Origin of the sequence: Microvirga flocculans ATCC BAA-817 (assembly GCF_000518665.1) — a bacterium.
Taxonomy (GTDB): Bacteria; Pseudomonadota; Alphaproteobacteria; order Rhizobiales; family Beijerinckiaceae; genus Microvirga; species Microvirga flocculans.
Map to the genome: position 1 here is coordinate 91,531 of NZ_JAEA01000002.1, position 18,622 is coordinate 110,152.

Consider the following 18,622-nt stretch of genomic DNA (forward strand, 5'->3'; position numbering starts at 1 on the left):
TTCCCTTGTTTGTGGGCTCCGGCATCGAGCCGGAGCCTGACGTGCTCGCAGCCCCTCCGGGCCGCGCCGTGATGCAGTAACGGCCAATCTCGGAAAAAAGGCAAGGGGCCGTCGGGACCCCTTACACAACCCGCAATCGGATCTCACCGAGGCCCTCGATGGCCCCCACCATGGTCTGACCTTGCGTCACGGCCCCCACGCCTTCGGGGGTTCCGGAGAAGATCACGTCGCCCGGCGCGAGCTCGAAATACGAGGACAGGTATGCGATCTGCTCGGCGACCGACCAGATCATGTCCGACAGATCCGCCTTCTGCCTGAGTGTGCCATCCACGGACAGGGAGATGGCTCCCTTGGCCGGATGGCCGACCGCGGATGCGGGATGGATGGGTCCGACCGGGCCCGAAAAATCGGCGGCTTTGCCCAGCTCCCAGGGGCGGCGAAGCTGCTTGGCCTCGTCCTGCAGGTCGCGGCGGGTCATGTCGAGGCCGACCGCATAGCCGTAGACGTGCTCGAGAGCCTGCTCGACGGGGATGTCGCGCCCGCCCTTGGCGAGGGCCACGACCATCTCGATCTCGAAGTGATAATTGCCGGTCTTGGGCGGGTAGGGATGGTCGACCGTCGTACCTTCCGCGACAGGTTGCAGGGCGTCCGCCGGTTTCATGAAGAAGAAGGGCGGCTCGCGGGTCGGGTCGCCACCCATTTCGCGGGCGTGCGCGGCATAGTTGCGGCCGACGCAATAGACCCGGCGGACCGGGAACAGATCGCCGGTTCCGGCGACGGGAAGAGCAGGAATCGAGGGCGCAGGAATGACGTAGGCCATGGGGACTCGCGAGGTGAGAAGTGCAGTGCCCCTTCCTACACCGTGCCGCTCGCATCACAAGCCGGGAAACCGTTTTCCCACTCGTCGCCGATCATGCGCGGTCGTTCGGTGGGGGATGCCGCCGCCGCTTCGGGAAGAACCTTTTCCGGGGATGGCGGATGCGGGCGAGGGAGAGCATGCCCATGCCGCCGACGCTGCCGTCGAGCCTCAGGCCGCGCAGCTCGGCCGTGAGCAGGAAGCCCGTTTCGTCCCGGTCGATGGTGAAGAGGTGGTAGCCTGCCGTGTGGGTCAGGGTTCCGCCCCGGGCGGAGGCGGAGGGCGCGCCGATCACGGGGATCGGGCCGCGCGGCCCGTCCAGGTGAGCCAGCGAGCCCACATGGTTGTGCCCGTGAAGGACGAGCTCTGCGCCGGCCCGGCCGAGCATGGCCTCGAACCGGTGCGCATCGGTGAGATTGCGGCCCGCTTCGGCCCCGCCGACATGGGGCGGGTGATGAATGAGCACGACACGGAAGCATTCAGGGTCGCGCCCGAGTTGCGTGAGGATTTCCTCGGCGGCCTTCATCTGCGTGCTCCCCACCCGTCCGGAGGCCACGAAAGGCAGGGTCGGGATCGCCGAGGAAAGGCCGATGATGGCGGTGGACCCGTAGCGGCGCAGATAGGGGAAGATGCCTTCGCGGCCGTCGTCGCCCCGCGTCCAGGGAGCGACCTCCTTCAACAGGCCTTCGAGCGAGCCGCGGACATAGGCGTCGTGATTGCCCGGCACGAAGGTGACGCGCGACGGATCCCCCAGGCCTTCGAGAAAGACCCGCGAGGTCTTCCATTCGTCGGGCAGGCCGATGTTACAGGTGTCGCCGGTGCAGGCGATGTGGTCGGGCTTTTGCGCGTGGATGTCGGCCACCAGCTCGGCCAGGAGTTCCATATCGTGCAGGTCGTGGCGGCTGCGGTGCCAGTTGTACCAGCCGGTCAGGCGCTTGCTCAGAAGCTGCTTCAGGCGCGGCCGGGGCAGGGGACCCACATGGGGGTCGGTCAGGTGAGCGATACGGAACATGGCGGCCGGCTCGATGCGAAAGGACAGGAGAGTTCGCGCGGGCGGCGTGCTCCGTCAAGCGCCGCCTGTGAAGTGACCGGCAGCCGGGACGACGGCGCGGGATATCATGGCGCTTCGCCGGTCGGGAAAAACAAAGCGAGCGCGATGCGATCGCGCTCGGGAAATCGGATCAGGACGTTCCGGCAGACCTTTGCGGGACCGCCTTGCCGGAGTAGGCAACCGGCTCAGTACTGCGCGCCCGGGATCAGGGTCGAGTAGATCGTGCGGTCTTCCAGGTTCAGGGCCGGGGACCACGAGAAGCGGGCGGAACGGTTCAGGCGGGACAGGATCAGAGAAAGAAACATCGGAGCACCTTTGGTTGCCGGTGTCTTAGACCTTCGTATAATGCAGGTCACGCGCCAAATTGCGACGGCTGCCATGCGCCCGATGAATGGCTACGTTCATCAACCGGTAATGTTGCTGTGCTTTCATCGTGCAATGTCCGACTCTCTGCCTCAGCGGAAAGCGTCGCGCCTCCTCTCCAGGGTGCTGCACACCTACTGGCGCTTCTCCCGGGGCATGACGCTCGGCGTACGGGCCGTCGTGCTCGATGGGCAGAACCGTGTCTTCCTCATCCGCCACACCTATGTCTCCGGCTGGCATCTGCCGGGCGGCGGCGTCGAGACCGGCGAGACGGCCCTGGAAGCCCTCGAGCGCGAATTGCGGGAAGAAGCCTGCATCGCCATGGACGAGCCGCCCGCTCTGGCCGGGGTCTTCTTCAATCGCCGCGCCTCCCGGCGCGATCACGTGCTGGTTTACCTCATCCGGCGCTTCACGGTGCTGGCGGTGAAAAAGCCGGACCGGGAGATTGCCGAAGCAGGGTTCTTCCCGCTCGACCGGCTGCCGGAGGGGACCACCGCAGCCACCCGCAACCGCCTCGCCGAAATCCTCGAAGGGCGGGTTCCTTCGCCGGACTGGTAAGAGAGGGTTTGCGCCGCGTTCCCGACACTGCTATGGCCAAGGCAAGACGAGGAAACGCCGAGCCCCATGAGCATCATCCGGACCCTGCGACGACGACACGGCTGACACGCATCCAGCCCTTTCTGTCTTTTCGTCTTTCGCCGAGTCCGTTCATGACCGAGCTGTCCCTCCTTATCCGCACCGAGCAACCCATCGATTCCGAGGCCATCGAGCGCCTGCACGAGCGCGCCTTCGGCCCCGGCCGCTTCGCCCGCACGGCCTCGCGCTTGCGGGAAGGGGTGCCGCATCTTCGCGACCTGTCCTTCACGGCCCTGGTCGGCACCCTGCTCGTCGGGTCCGTTCGCCTGACGCCGGTCATGGCGGGGGAGGAGGCGGCCCTGATGCTGGGACCGCTGACGGTCGAGCCCGCTTTCGAGAACCGCGGCATCGGCGCCGCCCTCATGCGCCGGTCGCTCGAGGCCGCCAAGGCGAAGGGGCACACCCTGGTTCTGCTCGTGGGGGACGAGCCCTATTACAGTCGCTTCGGCTTCAAACGCATTCCGCCCCAGCACCTGCAGCTTCCCGGCCCGGTGAACCCTGCCCGCTTCCTGGCGCTTGAACTCGAGGAAGGGGCGCTCGCCCGCGCCAAGGGAATGGTGAGCCAGTTTCCCGTCTCCGCGTGATCACGCGCGGCGGCGGCCCTCGATCAGCCAAGCGGCCAGGGTCGAGCCGATCAGCAGCACGAGCCCCACGAACCCAAGCGCCATGGGAAACACCGAGACGCCACGGACGATGGCGCTGTCGCTCGGCTTGATCCCGATCCAGTCGCTGCCGGAAAAGCGCGTGCCGGAATGCACCGCGAGGATGCGCGGCACCGTGATGGTCTGGTCGCCTTCCGTCGCGACCCGGCGGACCGATCCGCCCGTCGCCTCCGCGATGGGCGCCAGCGCTTGCGTGTTGCTGAACACGTCCGTCAGCTCGCGCGGATTGGGCGGGCCGATGCTGACGAAGGCGATGAGGTCTCCCGACCGTATCGTATAGAGGCCGAGTTCGCGGCTTCCCACCTCGGCCGTGAACAGGCCAGGGCGCGTCTCGGTGAGAAGCGCGCTGCTCTCCGCGCCGCTCGGCGCGGTGACGGTCACGGGATCGGCGGTATCCTGCATGGTCTGGCGCTCGATGCGGATATTGCGCCCCAGCGCGCTCGCGCGCAGGGCTTCCTCCTCCAGCGCCGGCTCCTTCATGAGCCAATGGGCGAGGCGGCGCAGCAGATCGAGATGCGGGCCGCCGTCCTGATAGCCGCGCGCCCAGAGCCAGGCATGGTCGGAGAGCAGAAGCGCCACGCGGCCCTTGTCCTCCCGGCGCAGCACGAGAAGCGGCAGGTCGTTGGCTCCCGACATGAGCGTCGCGCCCGACTGCACCTGTGAGCCGATGATGCGCAGCCACTCGCCCCAGGCGGGCGGAGAGGTCTCCGAGCCTGGCAGGTCGCGGGTCACGGGATGGCGTTCGCCGGTGCCGGTGATCTGCGCCTTGTAGGGCTGCTCGACGATGCTGCCCGTGGGCTGGCCCGGGATGATCGGCGAAAGCCTCGTCTGCGCGAGGCTGCCGTAGCTCGCAAATTCCGGTCCCGCCGCCACGAGGATCGCACCGCCCTCGCGCACGTAGCGCACGATGTTCTCGAAATAGCTCGACGGCAGGATGCTCTGGTTCGCGTAGCGGTCGAAGATGATCAGGTCGAAATCCTTGATCTTCTGCTGGAACAGCTCGCGAGTCGGGAAGGCGATGAGCGACAATTCGTTGATCGGCGTTCCGTCCTGCTTCTCCGGCGGACGCAGGATGGTGAAGTGGACGAGGTCCACATTGGCGTCGGACTTGAGGAGATTGCGCCATGTCCGCTCGCCCGCATGCGGCTCGCCCGACACCAGCAGCACGCGCAGCTTTTCGCGGATCCCCTCGATGGGAAGCACGGCCCGGTTGTTGGCCTGGGTCAGTTCGCCGGGCAGTCCTTCCACTTCGAGCTCCACCACGTTGGTGCCGCCGTGCTCGATGCGTACCTGGAGCGAGAAGGGCGTCCCGGCGGGCACCTGCTGACGGGTGAGGACCTGCCCGTCCCGGCGCACCGTGACGAGGGCCGACCCCGTGCCGCCGCGCTCCATCACCTCGGCGCGGACGGTCTGGTCCTTGCCGACGATGCCGAAGCGCGGGGCCTCCAAAAGCTTGATCTGCCGGTCGCGCTCGTCCGGGCGGCCGGTGATGAGAGCGTGGAGGGGCGCCTTGAAGCCGAGCCCTTCCACCGAGGGCGGGATGTCGTGAACGACCCCGTCGGTGACGAAGACGACGCCCGCCAGCCGATCGGGCGGCACGTCGGCAAGTCCGTTGGATAGCGCGGCGAACAGCCGTGTTCCGTCGTCGCCGTTGCCGTCATCCGCTTCGATGAAGCGCGGGTCGATATCCGCGAGCGAACCGAAGCGGCGTTCCAGCTCGGCGCGCACCTGATCCGTCATGGAAGCGCGGTCGCCGAGGGTCTGCGAGGTCGAGCGGTCGATGATGACCGCGACGATGTCCTTCACCTTCTCCCGGTCCTCCTGCACCAGGGCGGGATTGGCGAGCGCCAGCAGCACGAGGCCGAGAGCAAGGGCGCGCAGGACCGCGACGGGGCCGCGGGAGACGAGCGCCAGGATCGCGAGAAGCGCCGTGGCCGCGCCGAGAGCCCAGAGGGCGTAGAGGGGGATGAGCGGTGAGAACTGGATGGATAACACGGACGATCTCCCGCCCTATTGCCCGAGGCGTTCGAGCAGGGCCGGCACGTGCACCTGATCGGCCTTGTAGTTGCCTGTGAGCGCATACATGACGATGTTGACGCCGCTGCGATAGGAAAATTCCCGCTGGCGCTGGTCGGTGCCGACGACGGGGTAGAGCCATTCGCCCCGCGCCCCGACCGCCCAGGCGGCGGCGAGATCGTTGGAGGTGATGATGATCGGCGAGACGCCGTCGCCTGAGCGGGCAGGGCGGCTGACCTCACCCTCCGCCTGCGGCGGCAGCGCCTCCACCCAGGTCTGCCCCGTGGCGTAGCGGCCGGGGAAGCTGTCGAGGAGGTAGAAGGTTTTGGTGAGCACGTGATCGGCGGGAACCGGCTCCAGCTCGGGGAGGTCGAGGCTCGCCAGCATGCGCCGCAGATACTGACCCTCGGCGGTGGGGGCTCCGTCCGGGCGACTGCCGAAAGCGTCGCGCGTATCGAAGATCACCGTGCCGCCGCCCTTCATGAAGGCATCGAGACGCCGGATCGCGGCCTCCGACGGCATAGGCCGGTTCGCCACGATCGGCCAGTAGATCAGCGGATAGAATGCCACTTCGTCCCGGGACAGGTCTATGCCGATGGGAGCGCCCGGCGAAAGCGCCGTTCGCTGGCTCAGCACCTGGGTCAGTCCGGAAAGTCCCGCCTTGCTGGTCTCGTCGACCTGTGCGTCGCCCGTGATGACATAGGCAAGACGCGTCACGAGTGCGGGGTTGGCGCTCTCCATCGTCATGCGACGCTCCTGCGCCTGCGCATCGGGCATGGGAGCGAGGAGGAACGACGAGGCGATGAGGATGGCCGCTGCCGCGCCCGCCTTCCGCAGGCGTCCGGACAGGTTCGAGAGATGCCCGCCAAGCCAGAGCGAGGCGAGGGTATCGGCGAGCAGGAGCAGGAGAGCCAGCATGAAAAGCGGCATGCGCAGGTCGATGGTCTGCGCTCCCGCGAGCGGCGCGACCCGGGCCTTGAGCGGTGCGATGTCGAGCGGAGCCAGCCTATCGGTCGGCAAAAGGGCGTTGACGGCCAGGCTCGAATCCACCGGACCGTAGAAACCCGGCGGGTGCTCGCCGTTGGCGCGCTCGGCAAAGTTGCGGGTGATCGCGCGGGCCGTCGCCGGGGGGGAGATGTACATGCCGTATCCGTCGAGGGTCAGGCGCGGAGCCACGGTTTCGGTTCCGGCATTGCGCAATTCCGCCCCGGTATCGCCGGGCGTGCCCGCGAGCGCCGTCGTCCGGCGCAGCATGTCGACGAAGAGACCGGACAGGGGCAGGTTCGACCAGGTGGTGTCGGCGGTCACGTGAAAGAGCACGACCATCCCGTCGCCGCGTTTGTCAGCGGTCACGATCGGCGTGCCGTCGGCCAGCGCCGCCCAGGTTTTCGCCGGCAGGTCGCCGTCCGGCTCCGCGAGGATCTGGCGGCGGATGCCGATTTCCTCGGGAACCTGAAGACCGAAGAAGGGACTTTCGCGGGTGAACGGCGCGAAGGTCTTCGGCGTGTCCCAGGAAAGCGTGCCGCCGAGGCTGCGTCCGCCCCGGCGCAGGCGCACCGGCACCAGGTCGTCGTTGCCGGCGGCAAGCCTGGACCCTGCAAAGCGCAGCAGCATGCCGCCCCGCTCCACGAAGGCCGTGACCTTGCCCAGGGTCTCGCGGTCGAGGCCGCCCACATCGGCGAGCACCAATACGGAAACCTGCTCGTCGATAAGCTGGTTCACCGCATCGGCCACGCCGCCGCGGCCCATGCGGATTTCCGAATAAGGCGAGAGCGCCCGCTCGATGTAATAGAGCGGCGAAAGAAGCGGCTGGGCCTGATCCGCCGTGCCGCCGAAGACGAGGCCGACGCGGCGGCGCTTGCCCCGCTCGTCGAGAAGGTGAACGGCGCCGGCGGAGTTCTCGCCCAGAACTTCGATGCGGGCGATGGCGTTGCGGATCTCCGTCGGCAGAGTGAAGGCGACGTTCGTTTCGGTGGCATCCGTCTCGAAGGAGAAGCGCGTGTCGGCGAGCGGCAGGCTTTTCAGGTCGAGAGCGCGGATCGTGCCGGAATCGCGCCCGTTCGGCTCGGGCCGCACGAGCCTGACATTGAGCTGGCCGCTGGCATTCTCCACGCCTGCGACGGCGATGGCCGGAGTACGCTCCGCCTTCAGCACCGTGATCCGCGACCCGTCCGCCATTGCCGCCAAACCGTCGATGAAACCCTGCCCGTTAACGCCTGCAACCCCATCGCTGATCCAGACGATACGGGCGTCCGGCGTCGCTTCCAGAAAACGCTTCATGGAGTCGAGATGCGCCTGACGGTTCTGCAGATGCGGCTGAGGCTTCAGGGAGCGCAGGCGGTCGAGCATGGCGGCGGGACTTGCAGGCTCGATGGCTGCCGGCGCTTCGGCCGTCGCCAGAAGCGCCACCGTGCGCCCGTCCCGGCCTGCGGCCTCGATACGCTCGGCGGCGATGGCCATGCGCTCGCGCCAGTCGTGAGCGGCGGCGAAACCGTTGTCGAGCACGAGCAGGATCGGCGAGCGGTCGTTGTCCTCCGCCAGCGGGTTCCACACCGGTCCTGCGGCGGCGAGAATGAGAAAGCCTGCGAGCAGCAGCCGCATCAGCAGGAGCCACCATGGCGTGCGGGCGGGCGTTTCCTGTTCGGGTCGAAGATCGGCGAGGATCTTGAGCGGCGGAAAGTCCACGCGCTTCGGCTGCGGTGGCGTGATGCGCAGGAGGAGCCAGATCGCCGGCAGCGCGGCGAGCGCCGTGAGGACGAGCGGAGCGGCGAAGGTGAGAGGAAAGCCCAGCATCGCTCAGCGCCCTCCGATGCCGGCGCCGCGCGAGGTCGCCACGAGCGTCATGATGCGCAGCGCCGCTTCGCTCGCCGGGCGGTCGGTGCGATGGATCGTCAGCGTCCAGCCGCGGCGGCGGGCTAGATCCTGGAGCTCCTCCCGGTGCTGCCGGATGCGAAGCCGATAGGCCTGCCCCCAGGAGGCGGCATCGCCAATGCGCAGGGACAGGCCGTCCTCGAGATCGTGCAGAACCGCCTGTCCCTGGAACGGGAAGGTTTCTTCGACGGGATCGACGATCATGACGAGATGGCCGCGCGCGCCGCGGGAGGAAATGCCCTCCACCATGGCGGCGATCTCGCGGAGGGGGGAGAGGAAATCGCCGATCAGCACGGCTTCGTGCTGAGGCGCGATGGAGGCCTGCGGCGGCAGGTCATCCTCCCGCGAAGCCCGGTCCGCCACGAGGGCCTGGGCCATGGATTCCGCAATCTGGCGGGTGGCCCGGGGCGGCATCGATCCGAGCATGCCGACACGCTCGCCGGATTCGACGAAGCAATGGGCCAGCGCCAGGCCGAGCACGATGGCGCGCTCGATCTTGGAGGCCTGCGCCAGGTCCGAGACGTAGCCCATGGAGGCCGAGCGGTCGATCCAGAACCACATGGTCTGGGCGGTCTCCCATTCGCGCTCGCGCACATAGAGCCGGTCGTCGCGGCCTGAGCGGCGCCAGTCGATACGCTGCGCCGCTTCGCCCGCCACGAAGGGACGGAACTGCCAGAAGGTCTCGCCGGTGCCGGCGCGCCGGCGGCCGTGGATGCCATGGGCGAGATTGGCGGCCACGCGCCTTGCCTCGAGCACGAGGCGGGGCATGCGATGCGCCAGGGAGAGCGCATTCTCCGTTTCGCGGCGGCCCGGCGCGCGGGCGCTTTCGGGAAGGACCCTGACACGGGCCATGGCGGAATCCTAGCCCGCCAGCCGCGTAACGAGCCGGCCGATGACGCTTCCGATGGTGTCTCCGTCCGCCCGGGCTGCGAAGGTGAGCGCCATGCGGTGCTTGAGCACCGGCTCGGCCAGCGCCGCCACGTCGGCAATGGAAGGCGCCACGCGGCCCTCGATGAGCGCGCGGGCCCGCACCGCCAGCATGAGCGCCTGGCTGGCGCGGGGGCCGGGGCCCCACAGGATCCTGTCGGTCACGCCCTCGATCCGGTCGCTTTCCGGCCGGGCCGAGCGCACGAGATCGAGGATCGCCTCGATGACGCTCTCGCCCACGGGCAGGCGGCGCACCAGGCGCTGGGCGTTCATGAGCGCCTCGGCATTCATCACGGTCGCGGGCTTGCGGTCCTCGGCCCCTGTGGTCTCGATGAGGATGCGCCGTTCGGCGTCGCGGCTCGGGTAACCGACGTCGATTTCCAGGAGGAAACGGTCGAGCTGGGCCTCGGGGAGGGGATAGGTGCCCTCCTGCTCGATGGGGTTCTGGGTTGCCAGCACGTGGAAGGGCTGGGGCAGGTCGTGCCGCTCGCCGCCCACCGAGACGTGATGCTCCTGCATAGCCTGCAGCAGGGCGGACTGGGTGCGCGGGCTCGCGCGGTTGATCTCGTCGGCCATGAGGAGCTGTGCGAAGACCGGCCCCTTCACGAACCGGAAGGAGCGACGCCGGTCCGCGCCCTCGTCGAGGATCTCGGAGCCGAGGATGTCGGAGGGCATCAGATCGGGCGTGAACTGGATGCGCCGGGCGTCGAGACCGAGCACGATGCCGAGCGTTTCCACGAGCTTGGTCTTGGCAAGGCCCGGCACGCCGACCAGAAGGCCATGGCCTCCGGCGAGAAGGGTGATGAGGGTGAGATCGACCACGTCTTCCTGGCCGAAGATGACGGAGTGAATGGCCTCGCGGGCGCGGCCGACAGTCTCAAGGGTCGCCTCCGCGTTGCGGATGATCGCGTCGTCCAGGGCGGTGGGCGCTTGAGCAATGCTGGCCGTCATGAGGTCGTTCTCCCTCTCATTCGCAATTGCCCCCGAGGAGTTAATCTGCCTTCGATCCGGGTCGATAGGCAAGGGTCGATGCGCCGCAGCGCTTGACCCGGTCCGAGTGGACGAGACAGCCGGGGACTCTATGCTCTAAGGAAGTAACCATCGGCGGCCGTTCGTCGATCCTCAAAATGGAAAATCCTGTTCACGCTTGCGTCATGACCGATCCCTCGCCTCTCGCCCCCGGCAGCGCGCTCGCCCGACTGACCGAAGCCCTCGGCCCCGATACCGGCAGAAAAGGGCTGCCGCCCGTCGAGCGCTGGAACCCCGTCTATTGCGGCGAGATCGACATGCGCATCGCCGCCGATGGAACATGGCATTACATGGGGTCGCCCATCAACCGGCCCGCCCTCGTGAGGCTGTTCTCGACGGTTCTGCGCAAGGATCCTGAGCGTTACGTGCTCGTCACGCCCGTGGAGCGCGTCGGCATCATTGTCGAGGATGTGCCGTTCATCGCCGTCGAGATGGCCGTGGAGGGCGAAGGCGAGGGCCGCCAGATCGCGTTCCGCACCAATGTGGACGATCTCGTTCAGGTGGGGCCGGATCGTCCCCTGCGTTTCGAGCAGGATTCGAAGGGCGGCGTCAGGCCCTATGTGAAGGTCCGCGGAGAGCTCTGGGCCCGCGTGACGCGGGCGCTCGCCCTCGACCTGGTCGCCTTGGGCGAGGAGAGGGATCTCAACGGGGAAGCGACCTTCGGTGTCGCGGCCGGCGGGGCCTTCTTTCCCGTCGCGCCCGCTTCCGAACTGGGCGTGCCCTGATGCGCCTTGCTCCCCACGACGCGCCGGATTTCCTGACGCTGGCGGCCGGACGGCTCCGGCCCGAGCCGCCCCGGGCGGAGGAGGCCTTGGCGAATCCCAGAGGCGATCACAGCCTCGACGATGTGCCCCTGGTCCGTCCCCTGTCCCCGAAGCCGGCTGCGGTTCTCGTGCCCGTGGTCATGCGCGAGACGCCGATGCTGCTGCTCACCGAGCGCGCCGCCCATCTGCGCCAGCATTCGGGGCAGATCGCCTTTCCGGGCGGACGGGTCGATCCGGAGGATGCTTCCGTCCTGGCGGCGGCTTGCCGCGAGGCCATGGAGGAGATCGGCCTCGACAGCCGGTTCATCAGTCCGCTCGGCTATCTCGACGCCTATTTGTCCACCACGAATTATCTCGTCATGCCGGTGGTGGCGCGGATTTCGCCTTCCTACATCCTCAACCTCAACCGGGATGAGGTGGCCGATACCTTCGAGGTGCCGCTCAGCTTCCTCATGGACCCCGCGCGGCACGAACTGCACGCGCGGGAATGGCAGGGCAGGCTTCGCCGCTACTATGCAATGCCGTACGAAGGGCGCTACATCTGGGGCGTGACGGCGGGCATCATCCGCAACCTTTACGAGAGGCTCTACGGTTCATGACGCGGGCGGTTGTTCAGGGATTGGTGCTGTTTCTCCTGCCCTTCGTCCTCTTCGGTTCCTATCTCGTCATCCGCCGCCGCAATCCTCTGCTCTGGTCCCATTGGAGCAGCCAGTCGGTCTGGCTCACCATCGCGGGCTTGTGCTTCGTCGTCGTCTCGCTGATCGTGACGGGGTTTCTGGACGAGCGCCAGACAGGCACGTATGTGCCCACGCGTGTTGAAAACGGGCGGTTGATCCCAGGACATTTCGAGTGATGGAAACTCTCGACCGACAGGCGCTGGCCGGCCTTCTCGAACGCGGCCCCCTGCGCCGCCTCCTGGAGGCCTACAACGATGCGACCGAGGAAACGCGCATCGTGGGCGGTGCCGTGCGCAACGCTCTCCTGGGGCGGCCCGTCACGGAGGTGGACTGCACCACGACCATGCTGCCCGAGGCCATCGTGGAACGGGCGAGGAAGGCCGGGTTCAAGGCGGTGCCCACCGGGATCGAGCACGGCACGGTCACGGTGATCGTCGATGGCGAGCCCTTCGAGGTCACGACCCTGCGCGAGGATGTGGAGACGGACGGCCGCTATGCGGTCGTGCATTTCGGCCGCGATTTCGTCCTCGACGCGCGGCGGCGGGATTTTACGATCAATGCGCTCTCCCTCGGTCTCGACGGAAAGCTCTACGATTACACGGATGGCGCGGCGGATCTGGCTGCCCGGCGCGTCCGCTTCATCGGCGAGGCCCGCACCCGCATCCGCGAAGATTACTTGAGGATCATGCGCTTCTTCCGCTTCCATGCGGAATATGCCGAGGGCGACCCCGACGCGGAGGGGCTTGAGGCCTCGGGGGCCGAGCGGCAGGGACTCGACATCCTGTCCAGGGAGCGCATCCGCCACGAACTGCTCAAGCTGCTCGTGGCCCGGCGGGCGGAGGATACGATCCGCGTCCTCGCCGATCACGGTTTTCTCACGCGGCTCCTCGGCGGCGTCGCCGAGTTCGGCCGGTTCGGCCGGATCGTCTCCGCCGATCGGGGCGATCCCAGCCCGGTCTGGCGCCTGGCGGCGCTGGCGGTCATGGTGGAGGAGGACGCGGAGCGTCTGCGGGAGCATTTCCGGCTCTCCAACGACGAGCACAGGAAGCTCACGGCCTATGCGCGGCTCCTGACCCGGCTCAAGGGCTGGGCTCCGCCGCTCGATGCGGCGGCCATCCGCCGCCTTGTGGCCGATCATGAGCCGGAGGTTCTCGAACGCGTTCTCACCGCGACCTCCGGGGAGCCCTCTCCCCGCGTTCATGCGGAGGCCCGACGGTCGCTCGAACGCTTTCGCAGCGGGGCCGAGCCCGTGCCGGTCTTTCCCCTGCGCGGGGCCGACCTCATCGAGGGCGGCATCCCGAAGGGGCCGAAGGTCGGCGAGGCCCTCGCCCGGGCCCGCCGGGCGTGGCTGGAAGAGGGGTGCCGGACCGACGAAGGCTATGCCCGAGACCTGCTCGGGCGGGTGCTGGAGCGGGCTTAGGGCCACCTCACGGTGGGCGGCATGGAGGACAGGATCGAGGCAATGTTGCCCCCGGTCTTCAGGCCGAAGATCGTGCCCCGGTCGTAGAGCAGGTTGAATTCCACATAGCGCCCGCGCCGCACCTGCTGCTCCATGCGGTCCGCCTCCGTCCAGGAGGTGGCGGCGTTGCGGCGGACGATCTCGGGATACGCCTTGAGAAAAGCCTCGCCCACCTCGCGGGTGAAGGCGAAGTCCTCGTCCGGGTTCCCGGTCCAATGGTAATCGTAGAAGATGCCGCCGATGCCGCGCGGCTCGTTGCGGTGCTTGAGGAAGAAGTATTCGTCGCACCACTTCTTGTACTTTTCGTAAGACCCCGCCGGTGCATGGGCCCTGCAGGCCTCCTCCATCGCCCGATGGAACAGGATCGTGTCGGCATCCTCCTGGGTCCGCCGCCGGTCGAGCACGGGGGTGAGATCCGCCCCGCCGCCGAACCAGGGCTTCGTCGTCACCACGAAGCGGGTGTTCATGTGCACCGTCGGAACGTTCGGGTTCCAGGGATGCGCGATGAGCGAGATGCCTCCGGCCCAGAACCGCGGGTCCTGGTCCGAGCCGGGGATCTGGCCCCGGAACTCGGGCGCGAACTCCCCGTGGACGGTCGAGACATGCACGCCCACCTTCTCGAAGACGCGGCCGCGCATCATGGACATGACGCCGCCGCCGCCGGGGGCGCCGCTGTGGTCCTTGCGCTCCCAGGGCGTGCGCTCGAAGCGGCCCGGCTCGGAGGCCTCCGGGGGGAGGGGGGCCGTCACCTCGTCCTCCAGCGCCTCGAAGGCCGCGCAGATCCGGTCGCGCAGCTGCGCGAACCAGACGGGAGCCTCGGCTTGCAGATGGGCAATGGCGGCTTGATCGGTCATCGGGGTCATGCCTCTGGGTTGGGGAGGGCGATAGGAGGAAACGATTGGGTCTGCCGGAGAGCCTCGCCCAGGATCATGGCGGCGGTTACCGCCACGTTGAGGGAACGCAGCCCCGCCTGCATGGGAACGATCACCCGCGCATCGGCCGATTGGTGAACCTCTTCCGGCACGCCGGCGGATTCGCGGCCGACCAGGATGATGTCGTCCGGCCGGTATGCGAAGTCGGCATAGGGGATCGCTCCCTTGGTGGTGGCGAGGACCAGCCGGCCTCCGGCCTCCTGCCGCCAGGCCTCGAAGGCCCGCCACGAGATGTGCCGGGCAATGGCCGCGCGATGAAGATAGTCCATGCCGGAACGGCGCAGGTTCCGGTCGGAGACATCGAAGGCGGCGGGCTCGATGAGCTCGACGGGAACGCCGAGGCAGGCCGCCAGGCGCAGCATGGTGCCTGTGTTCTGCGGAATGTCCGGCTGGTAGATGGCGAGACGGGGCATGGGTCCCGTCATCGGGGCAAGCGGCGCATCCGTCAAGTGAGACCGGCCGCCGGCCGGTGGAAGCCTTTCGGCGCCAGGAAAACGGCGGCATTTTGAACCGCAGGCTGGAACAAGTCCAATCCGGCTATGGACAGGCGGGCTTGGCCGTGCCAAACAGCCACCGCGCGGCGACTCCCAGTCGCATTGCGCGCGCGTCGACGCGCATGCTTGTTCCAATTTGGACCTTGCATGCCAAGTGCCTGGGTTTCCAAGGCATTGCCGATGCGCGGTTCTCGTTTTTTGATCAATGCTGGAGAGCCAAGTGGCCGAGACCACCACTCATGTCGCTGAGCCGACACGGCGCGATTTCCTTTACATCGCCACGGGCGCAGCTGCCGCTGTCGGCGGAGCCACCCTGGTATGGCCCTTCATCCAGTCCCTGGCGCCCGACGCGGCGACGGTGGCTGCCGGCGCGCCTGTCGAGGTCGACCTGGCCCCCATCGCGCCAGGGCAGATCGTGAAAGTTTTCTGGCGTGGCAAGCTGATCTTCATCCGGCACCGTACGCCCGAGGAAATCAAGGCGGCCGAGGACGTGAACGTAGCCTCCCTGCGCGATCCTCAGCCCGACTCGGCCCGTGTGAAGGAAGGCAAGCCGCAGTGGCTCGTCGTCTTCGGCAACTGCACCCATCTGGGTTGCGTCCCGCTGGGTCAGCAGGGTGAGTATCATGGCTGGTTCTGCCCCTGCCACGGTTCGGTGTTCGATACCTCCGGCCGCGTCCGCGGCGGTCCGGCGCCGACCAATCTGCCGATCCCGCCCTATTCCTTCGCGTCCGACACGAAGGTCATCATCGGCCAAGAAGCCACGGCGTAACCCAGCGACGATCAGGCGATATCCATGAGCGACCATTCCACAACTTACGTTCCCAAGAGCGCCTTCGGTAAGTGGTTCGAGAGCCGTTTGCCCATCGCAGGCCTCGTTCACTCGTCCTTCATCGCGTTCCCCGTTCCGCGGAACCTGACCTATTTCTGGACCTTCGGCGCCATCCTCGTGTTCATGCTCGTGTCGCAGATCGTGACCGGCGTGTTCCTGGCCATGTACTACACGCCGAATGCCGCCCTCGCGTTCCAGTCCGTCGAGCACATCATGCGCGACGTGAACTATGGCTGGCTGATCCGGTATCTCCACGCCAACGGCGCGTCGATGTTCTTCGTGGCCGTCTACGTGCATATCTTCCGGAACTTCTACTATGGCTCCTACAAGGCGCCGCGTGAGGTTCTCTACATCCTCGGCGTGATCATCTTCCTCCTGATGATGGCTACCGCCTTCATGGGCTACGTGCTTCCCTGGGGCCAGATGAGCTTCTGGGGCGCCACCGTGATCACGAACCTTTTCTCGGCGATCCCGGTCGTCGGCGAGACCATCGTGCACTACCTCTGGGGTGGCTACTCGGTGGGCAACCCGACCCTGAACCGCTTCTTCTCCCTGCACTACCTGCTGCCCTTCATGATCGTGGGCGTCGTCGCCCTCCATGTCTGGGCGCTGCACGTGCCGGGCCAGAACAACCCGACCGGCATTCCGATCAAGTCGGGCAAGGACGCGGTTCCGTTCACGCCCTATGCGACGATCAAGGACATCTTCGCCGTCGTCGTGTTCATGCTCTTCTTCGCCTACTGGGTGTTCTACATGCCGAACTATCTCGGCCATGCGGACAACTACATCCCGGCGAACCCGGCCGTGACGCCGTCCCACATCGTTCCCGAGTGGTACTTCCTGCCCTTCTACGCGATCCTGCGCGCCATTCCCGACAAGCTCGGCGGCGTCATCGCCATGGGCGCGGCCATCGTGATCTGGTGCTTCATGCCCTGGCTCGATACCTCCAAGGTCCGTTCCACGGCTTACCGTCCGCTCTACAAGCAGTTCTTCTGGATCTTCGTGGCGGTCTGCATCACGCTCGGCTGGCTGGGTTCCCGCCCGGCCGAGGGCTGGTACGTGATCGCGTCCCAGATCTGCACCGCCTATTATTTCGCCCACTTCCTGATCGTTCTGCCGGTGCTCGGCTTCGTCGAGCGTCCGCTGCCCCTGCCGAATTCGATCCTCGAATCCGTCATGGGCGTGCAGAAGGGCGGGGCTGGCATTCCGGCCGGTGCCGCTTCCGAGCCGCAGACCAAGGGCTGATCGCGAGCGTTGAGGAAATCATCATGATGAAGCGTACCCTTCTCATCGCCGCTGCCGTGCTCGGCTTCTCCGCTCCGGTCTTCGCTGCCGGCGGCACCGCCGTACCGCCGCAGCTCAAGTGGAGCTTTCAGGGCCCGTTCGGCACCTTCGACCGGGCTCAGCTCCAGCGCGGCTTCAAGGTTTACCGGGAGGTCTGCGCCTCCTGCCACGGCCTGAGCTATGTGACGTTCCGGAACCTGTCGCAGCCCGGCGGTCCGGAATTCTCCGAGGCCCAGGTCAAGGCTCTGGCGGCCGAGTACAAGATCCAGGACGGCCCGAACGATGCCGGCGACATGTTCGAGCGTCCCGGCCGTCCCGCCGACCGCTTCCCGTCCCCGTTCCCGAACGAGAACGCGGCGGCCTCGGCCAATGGCGGCAAGGCCCCGCCGGACCTGTCCCTGATGCCCAAGGCCCGCACCTATGAGCGCGGCTTCCCCTGGTTCATCACCGACGTGTTCCGCCAGTATTCGGAGAACGGCGCCGATTACCTCGTCGCCCTGCTCACCGGCTACGAGGAGGCTCCGGCCGGGTTCCAGGTGCCCGAGGGCGGCCACTACAACCACTACTTCCCGGGCAACGTGATCGCGATGCCGAAGCCGCTCAGCGACGGCCAGGTCGAGTATCCGAAGAACGAGGCGGGTCAGCCTCAGGCTCCGGAGACCGTCGAGCAGTACGCCCGCGACGTGACGGCATTCCTCATGTGGACGGCCGAGCCTCACCTCGAAGCCCGCAAGCGCCTCGGTTTCCAGGTCATGCTGTTCCTGCTGGTGCTCTCGGGCCTGCTCTACTTCACGAAGAAGAAGGTCTGGGCCAAGGTGGGCGGCGAGGTCGAAGGCCACGCGACCCCACCGATGACCCACAATCCCTAAGACGTAAGATCAAGGCCCCGCTTCGGGGCCTTTTTCTTTTCGGGTGACGTCCCGAGGCGCTAGCGCATCGTGTGGAAAAGTGGACCCGGTTTTCGCTGGCGCGGCCCTTCGGGTCCGCTTGAACGATGCGCTTCTCCAAGAAAGAAGCATCGGATGGATCCCAAAAGTGCAAGTCCACTTTTCTCGTCCGATGCTTTAGCCTTATCTCGATGATCCATGATGCAGACGATCGCCGACGACATCTGGGGCCTGCCCTGCCTCGCCTATCACGTCCAGCCCAGCCTGACCGCCGGGACCCGGGACGCCTTCGAGAGGCTGCAGCGGATCATCGCCGAACAATGGCCCGAGCCGCTGCATCTTTGCCCTCTGCACGGGCTGCACGTGACCATCTACGCGCTTGTCCCGGTCAAGGCGGCCTTCGACAAGGAGAGCTACTGGCAGGCCATCGCCGAACCCTGCCGGGACCTCCTCGAGACGCTGTGCGCGCGCCATGAGGCCCTGGAGCTCCAGTTCTCCCGGCTCAAGGTGACGGATACCGCCATCATCGCCACGGCTACCGAGAAAACCGGCCTGATCGAGGCCATCCGGCGGCGGATCGCGCAGGATATCCCGCCGCCGCCCGGCCGGAAGCCGCTGCGCTATGACCTCATCCATACGACCCTGGCCCGGTACAGAACCGCCGCGTCGGTCCCGGATGCCGTTTGCGAGCGCATCGAGGCCTTGCCCGTCGACATCCGGGCTCCTGTGGCGAAGATCAGGCTCATCCGGGAAACGCTTTTCCCTTGCGTCATGACAGATGACATCGCAGGCTTCCCGCTGGGCTGAGGCGGCGGGGTTCCGCGGGCTCTCCGAACGGGCTTGGGGATGAGCCCGCACTCGTCTATGAGAGAGCCGGCTCAAGCA

General features: G+C 67.1%; 18 protein-coding genes. 10 read left to right on the forward strand and 8 right to left on the reverse strand.

The annotated features are described in order from the left end of the window. Positions 1-121: 121 nt before the first annotated feature. Complete coding sequence (locus tag L879_RS0103445; protein ID WP_027314885.1) at positions 122-820, reverse strand: fumarylacetoacetate hydrolase family protein; 699 nt, start codon at positions 818-820, stop codon at positions 122-124. Positions 821-911: 91 nt separating this feature from the next. Then, the gene (locus tag L879_RS20285; RefSeq protein WP_051435011.1) at positions 912-1,868 is read right to left on the reverse strand and encodes a metallophosphoesterase family protein; all 957 of its coding nucleotides are present in this window, start codon (positions 1,866-1,868) and stop codon (positions 912-914) included. Positions 1,869-2,345: 477 nt separating this feature from the next. Here L879_RS20285 and L879_RS0103460 point away from each other — a divergent pair, with 477 nt between their 5' ends. After that, positions 2,346-2,828, forward strand: a complete 483-nt coding sequence (locus L879_RS0103460; RefSeq protein WP_035458602.1) for an NUDIX domain-containing protein — start codon at positions 2,346-2,348, stop codon at positions 2,826-2,828. Positions 2,829-2,980: 152 nt separating this feature from the next. Beyond that, positions 2,981-3,490: a GNAT family N-acetyltransferase gene (locus tag L879_RS0103465; protein WP_027314887.1), complete on the forward strand. Its 510-nt coding sequence runs from the start codon at positions 2,981-2,983 to the stop codon at positions 3,488-3,490. On the opposite strand, the gene L879_RS0103470 is transcribed toward L879_RS0103465, so the two are convergent. The 4 genes from L879_RS0103470 to L879_RS0103485 are packed head-to-tail and all read right to left on the reverse strand — an operon-like array spanning position 3,491 to position 10,333. Beyond that, on the reverse strand, positions 3,491-5,563 hold the full coding sequence (locus L879_RS0103470) for a membrane protein (protein WP_027314888.1): 2,073 nt from the start codon (positions 5,561-5,563) through the stop codon (positions 3,491-3,493). It abuts the gene before it with no gap. A 15-nt stretch (positions 5,564-5,578) separates the two neighbouring features. Further along, entirely contained in the window at positions 5,579-8,377 is a 2,799-nt protein-coding gene (locus tag L879_RS0103475) for a DUF4159 domain-containing protein (RefSeq protein WP_027314889.1), read from the reverse strand. 3 nt (positions 8,378-8,380) lie between these two features. Continuing rightward, on the reverse strand, positions 8,381-9,307 hold the full coding sequence (locus tag L879_RS0103480; RefSeq protein ID WP_027314890.1) for a DUF58 domain-containing protein: 927 nt from the start codon (positions 9,305-9,307) through the stop codon (positions 8,381-8,383). A gap of 9 nt (positions 9,308-9,316) precedes the next feature. Further along, positions 9,317-10,333 carry an AAA family ATPase gene (locus tag L879_RS0103485; RefSeq protein WP_027314891.1) on the reverse strand — a complete coding sequence of 339 codons (1,017 nt, stop codon included), beginning with the start codon at positions 10,331-10,333 and terminating at the stop codon, positions 9,317-9,319. Between the two features lie 203 nt (positions 10,334-10,536). Here L879_RS0103485 and L879_RS0103490 point away from each other — a divergent pair, with 203 nt between their 5' ends. Genes L879_RS0103490 through L879_RS0103505 form a run of 4 tightly spaced genes read left to right on the forward strand, consistent with a single transcriptional unit; the run spans position 10,537 to position 13,272 of the window. Continuing rightward, positions 10,537-11,136, forward strand: coding sequence for a DUF1285 domain-containing protein (locus L879_RS0103490; RefSeq protein ID WP_027314892.1), 600 nt, complete (start codon positions 10,537-10,539; stop codon positions 11,134-11,136). Then, complete coding sequence (locus L879_RS0103495; protein ID WP_027314893.1) at positions 11,136-11,774, forward strand: CoA pyrophosphatase; 639 nt, start codon at positions 11,136-11,138, stop codon at positions 11,772-11,774. Before L879_RS0103490 ends, L879_RS0103495 begins: the two co-directional genes overlap by 1 nt. Beyond that, complete coding sequence (locus L879_RS0103500; RefSeq protein ID WP_027314894.1) at positions 11,771-12,028, forward strand: DUF6111 family protein; 258 nt, start codon at positions 11,771-11,773, stop codon at positions 12,026-12,028. Before L879_RS0103495 ends, L879_RS0103500 begins: the two co-directional genes overlap by 4 nt. Next, positions 12,028-13,272 carry a CCA tRNA nucleotidyltransferase gene (locus L879_RS0103505; RefSeq protein WP_027314895.1) on the forward strand — a complete coding sequence of 415 codons (1,245 nt, stop codon included), beginning with the start codon at positions 12,028-12,030 and terminating at the stop codon, positions 13,270-13,272. The genes L879_RS0103500 and L879_RS0103505 overlap by 1 nt, the downstream gene beginning before the upstream one ends. Here the strand turns inward: L879_RS0103505 and hemF are convergent. Both hemF and L879_RS0103515 read right to left on the reverse strand, forming a co-directional pair. After that, positions 13,269-14,165 carry an oxygen-dependent coproporphyrinogen oxidase gene (hemF, locus tag L879_RS0103510; protein WP_027314896.1) on the reverse strand — a complete coding sequence of 299 codons (897 nt, stop codon included), beginning with the start codon at positions 14,163-14,165 and terminating at the stop codon, positions 13,269-13,271. The genes L879_RS0103505 and hemF overlap by 4 nt on opposite strands. Before the next feature lie 5 nt (positions 14,166-14,170). Further along, positions 14,171-14,656, reverse strand: coding sequence for a tRNA (cytidine(34)-2'-O)-methyltransferase (locus L879_RS0103515; protein ID WP_027314897.1), 486 nt, complete (start codon positions 14,654-14,656; stop codon positions 14,171-14,173). Between the two features lie 286 nt (positions 14,657-14,942). Between L879_RS0103515 and petA the strand changes: the two genes are divergently transcribed. From petA to L879_RS0103535, 4 genes are all read left to right on the forward strand, one after another. Next, positions 14,943-15,506 carry a ubiquinol-cytochrome c reductase iron-sulfur subunit gene (gene petA / locus L879_RS0103520; protein ID WP_035458606.1) on the forward strand — a complete coding sequence of 188 codons (564 nt, stop codon included), beginning with the start codon at positions 14,943-14,945 and terminating at the stop codon, positions 15,504-15,506. 24 nt (positions 15,507-15,530) lie between these two features. Next, positions 15,531-16,811: a cytochrome b gene (locus L879_RS0103525; protein ID WP_027314899.1), complete on the forward strand. Its 1,281-nt coding sequence runs from the start codon at positions 15,531-15,533 to the stop codon at positions 16,809-16,811. Between the two features lie 23 nt (positions 16,812-16,834). Further along, a complete protein-coding gene (locus tag L879_RS20290) occupies positions 16,835-17,719 on the forward strand; it encodes a cytochrome c1 (protein ID WP_035458609.1) in 885 nt (294 codons plus the stop codon). Between the two features lie 216 nt (positions 17,720-17,935). Further along, on the forward strand, positions 17,936-18,544 hold the full coding sequence (locus tag L879_RS0103535; protein ID WP_027314900.1) for a 2'-5' RNA ligase family protein: 609 nt from the start codon (positions 17,936-17,938) through the stop codon (positions 18,542-18,544). Positions 18,545-18,622 lie beyond the last annotated feature (78 nt).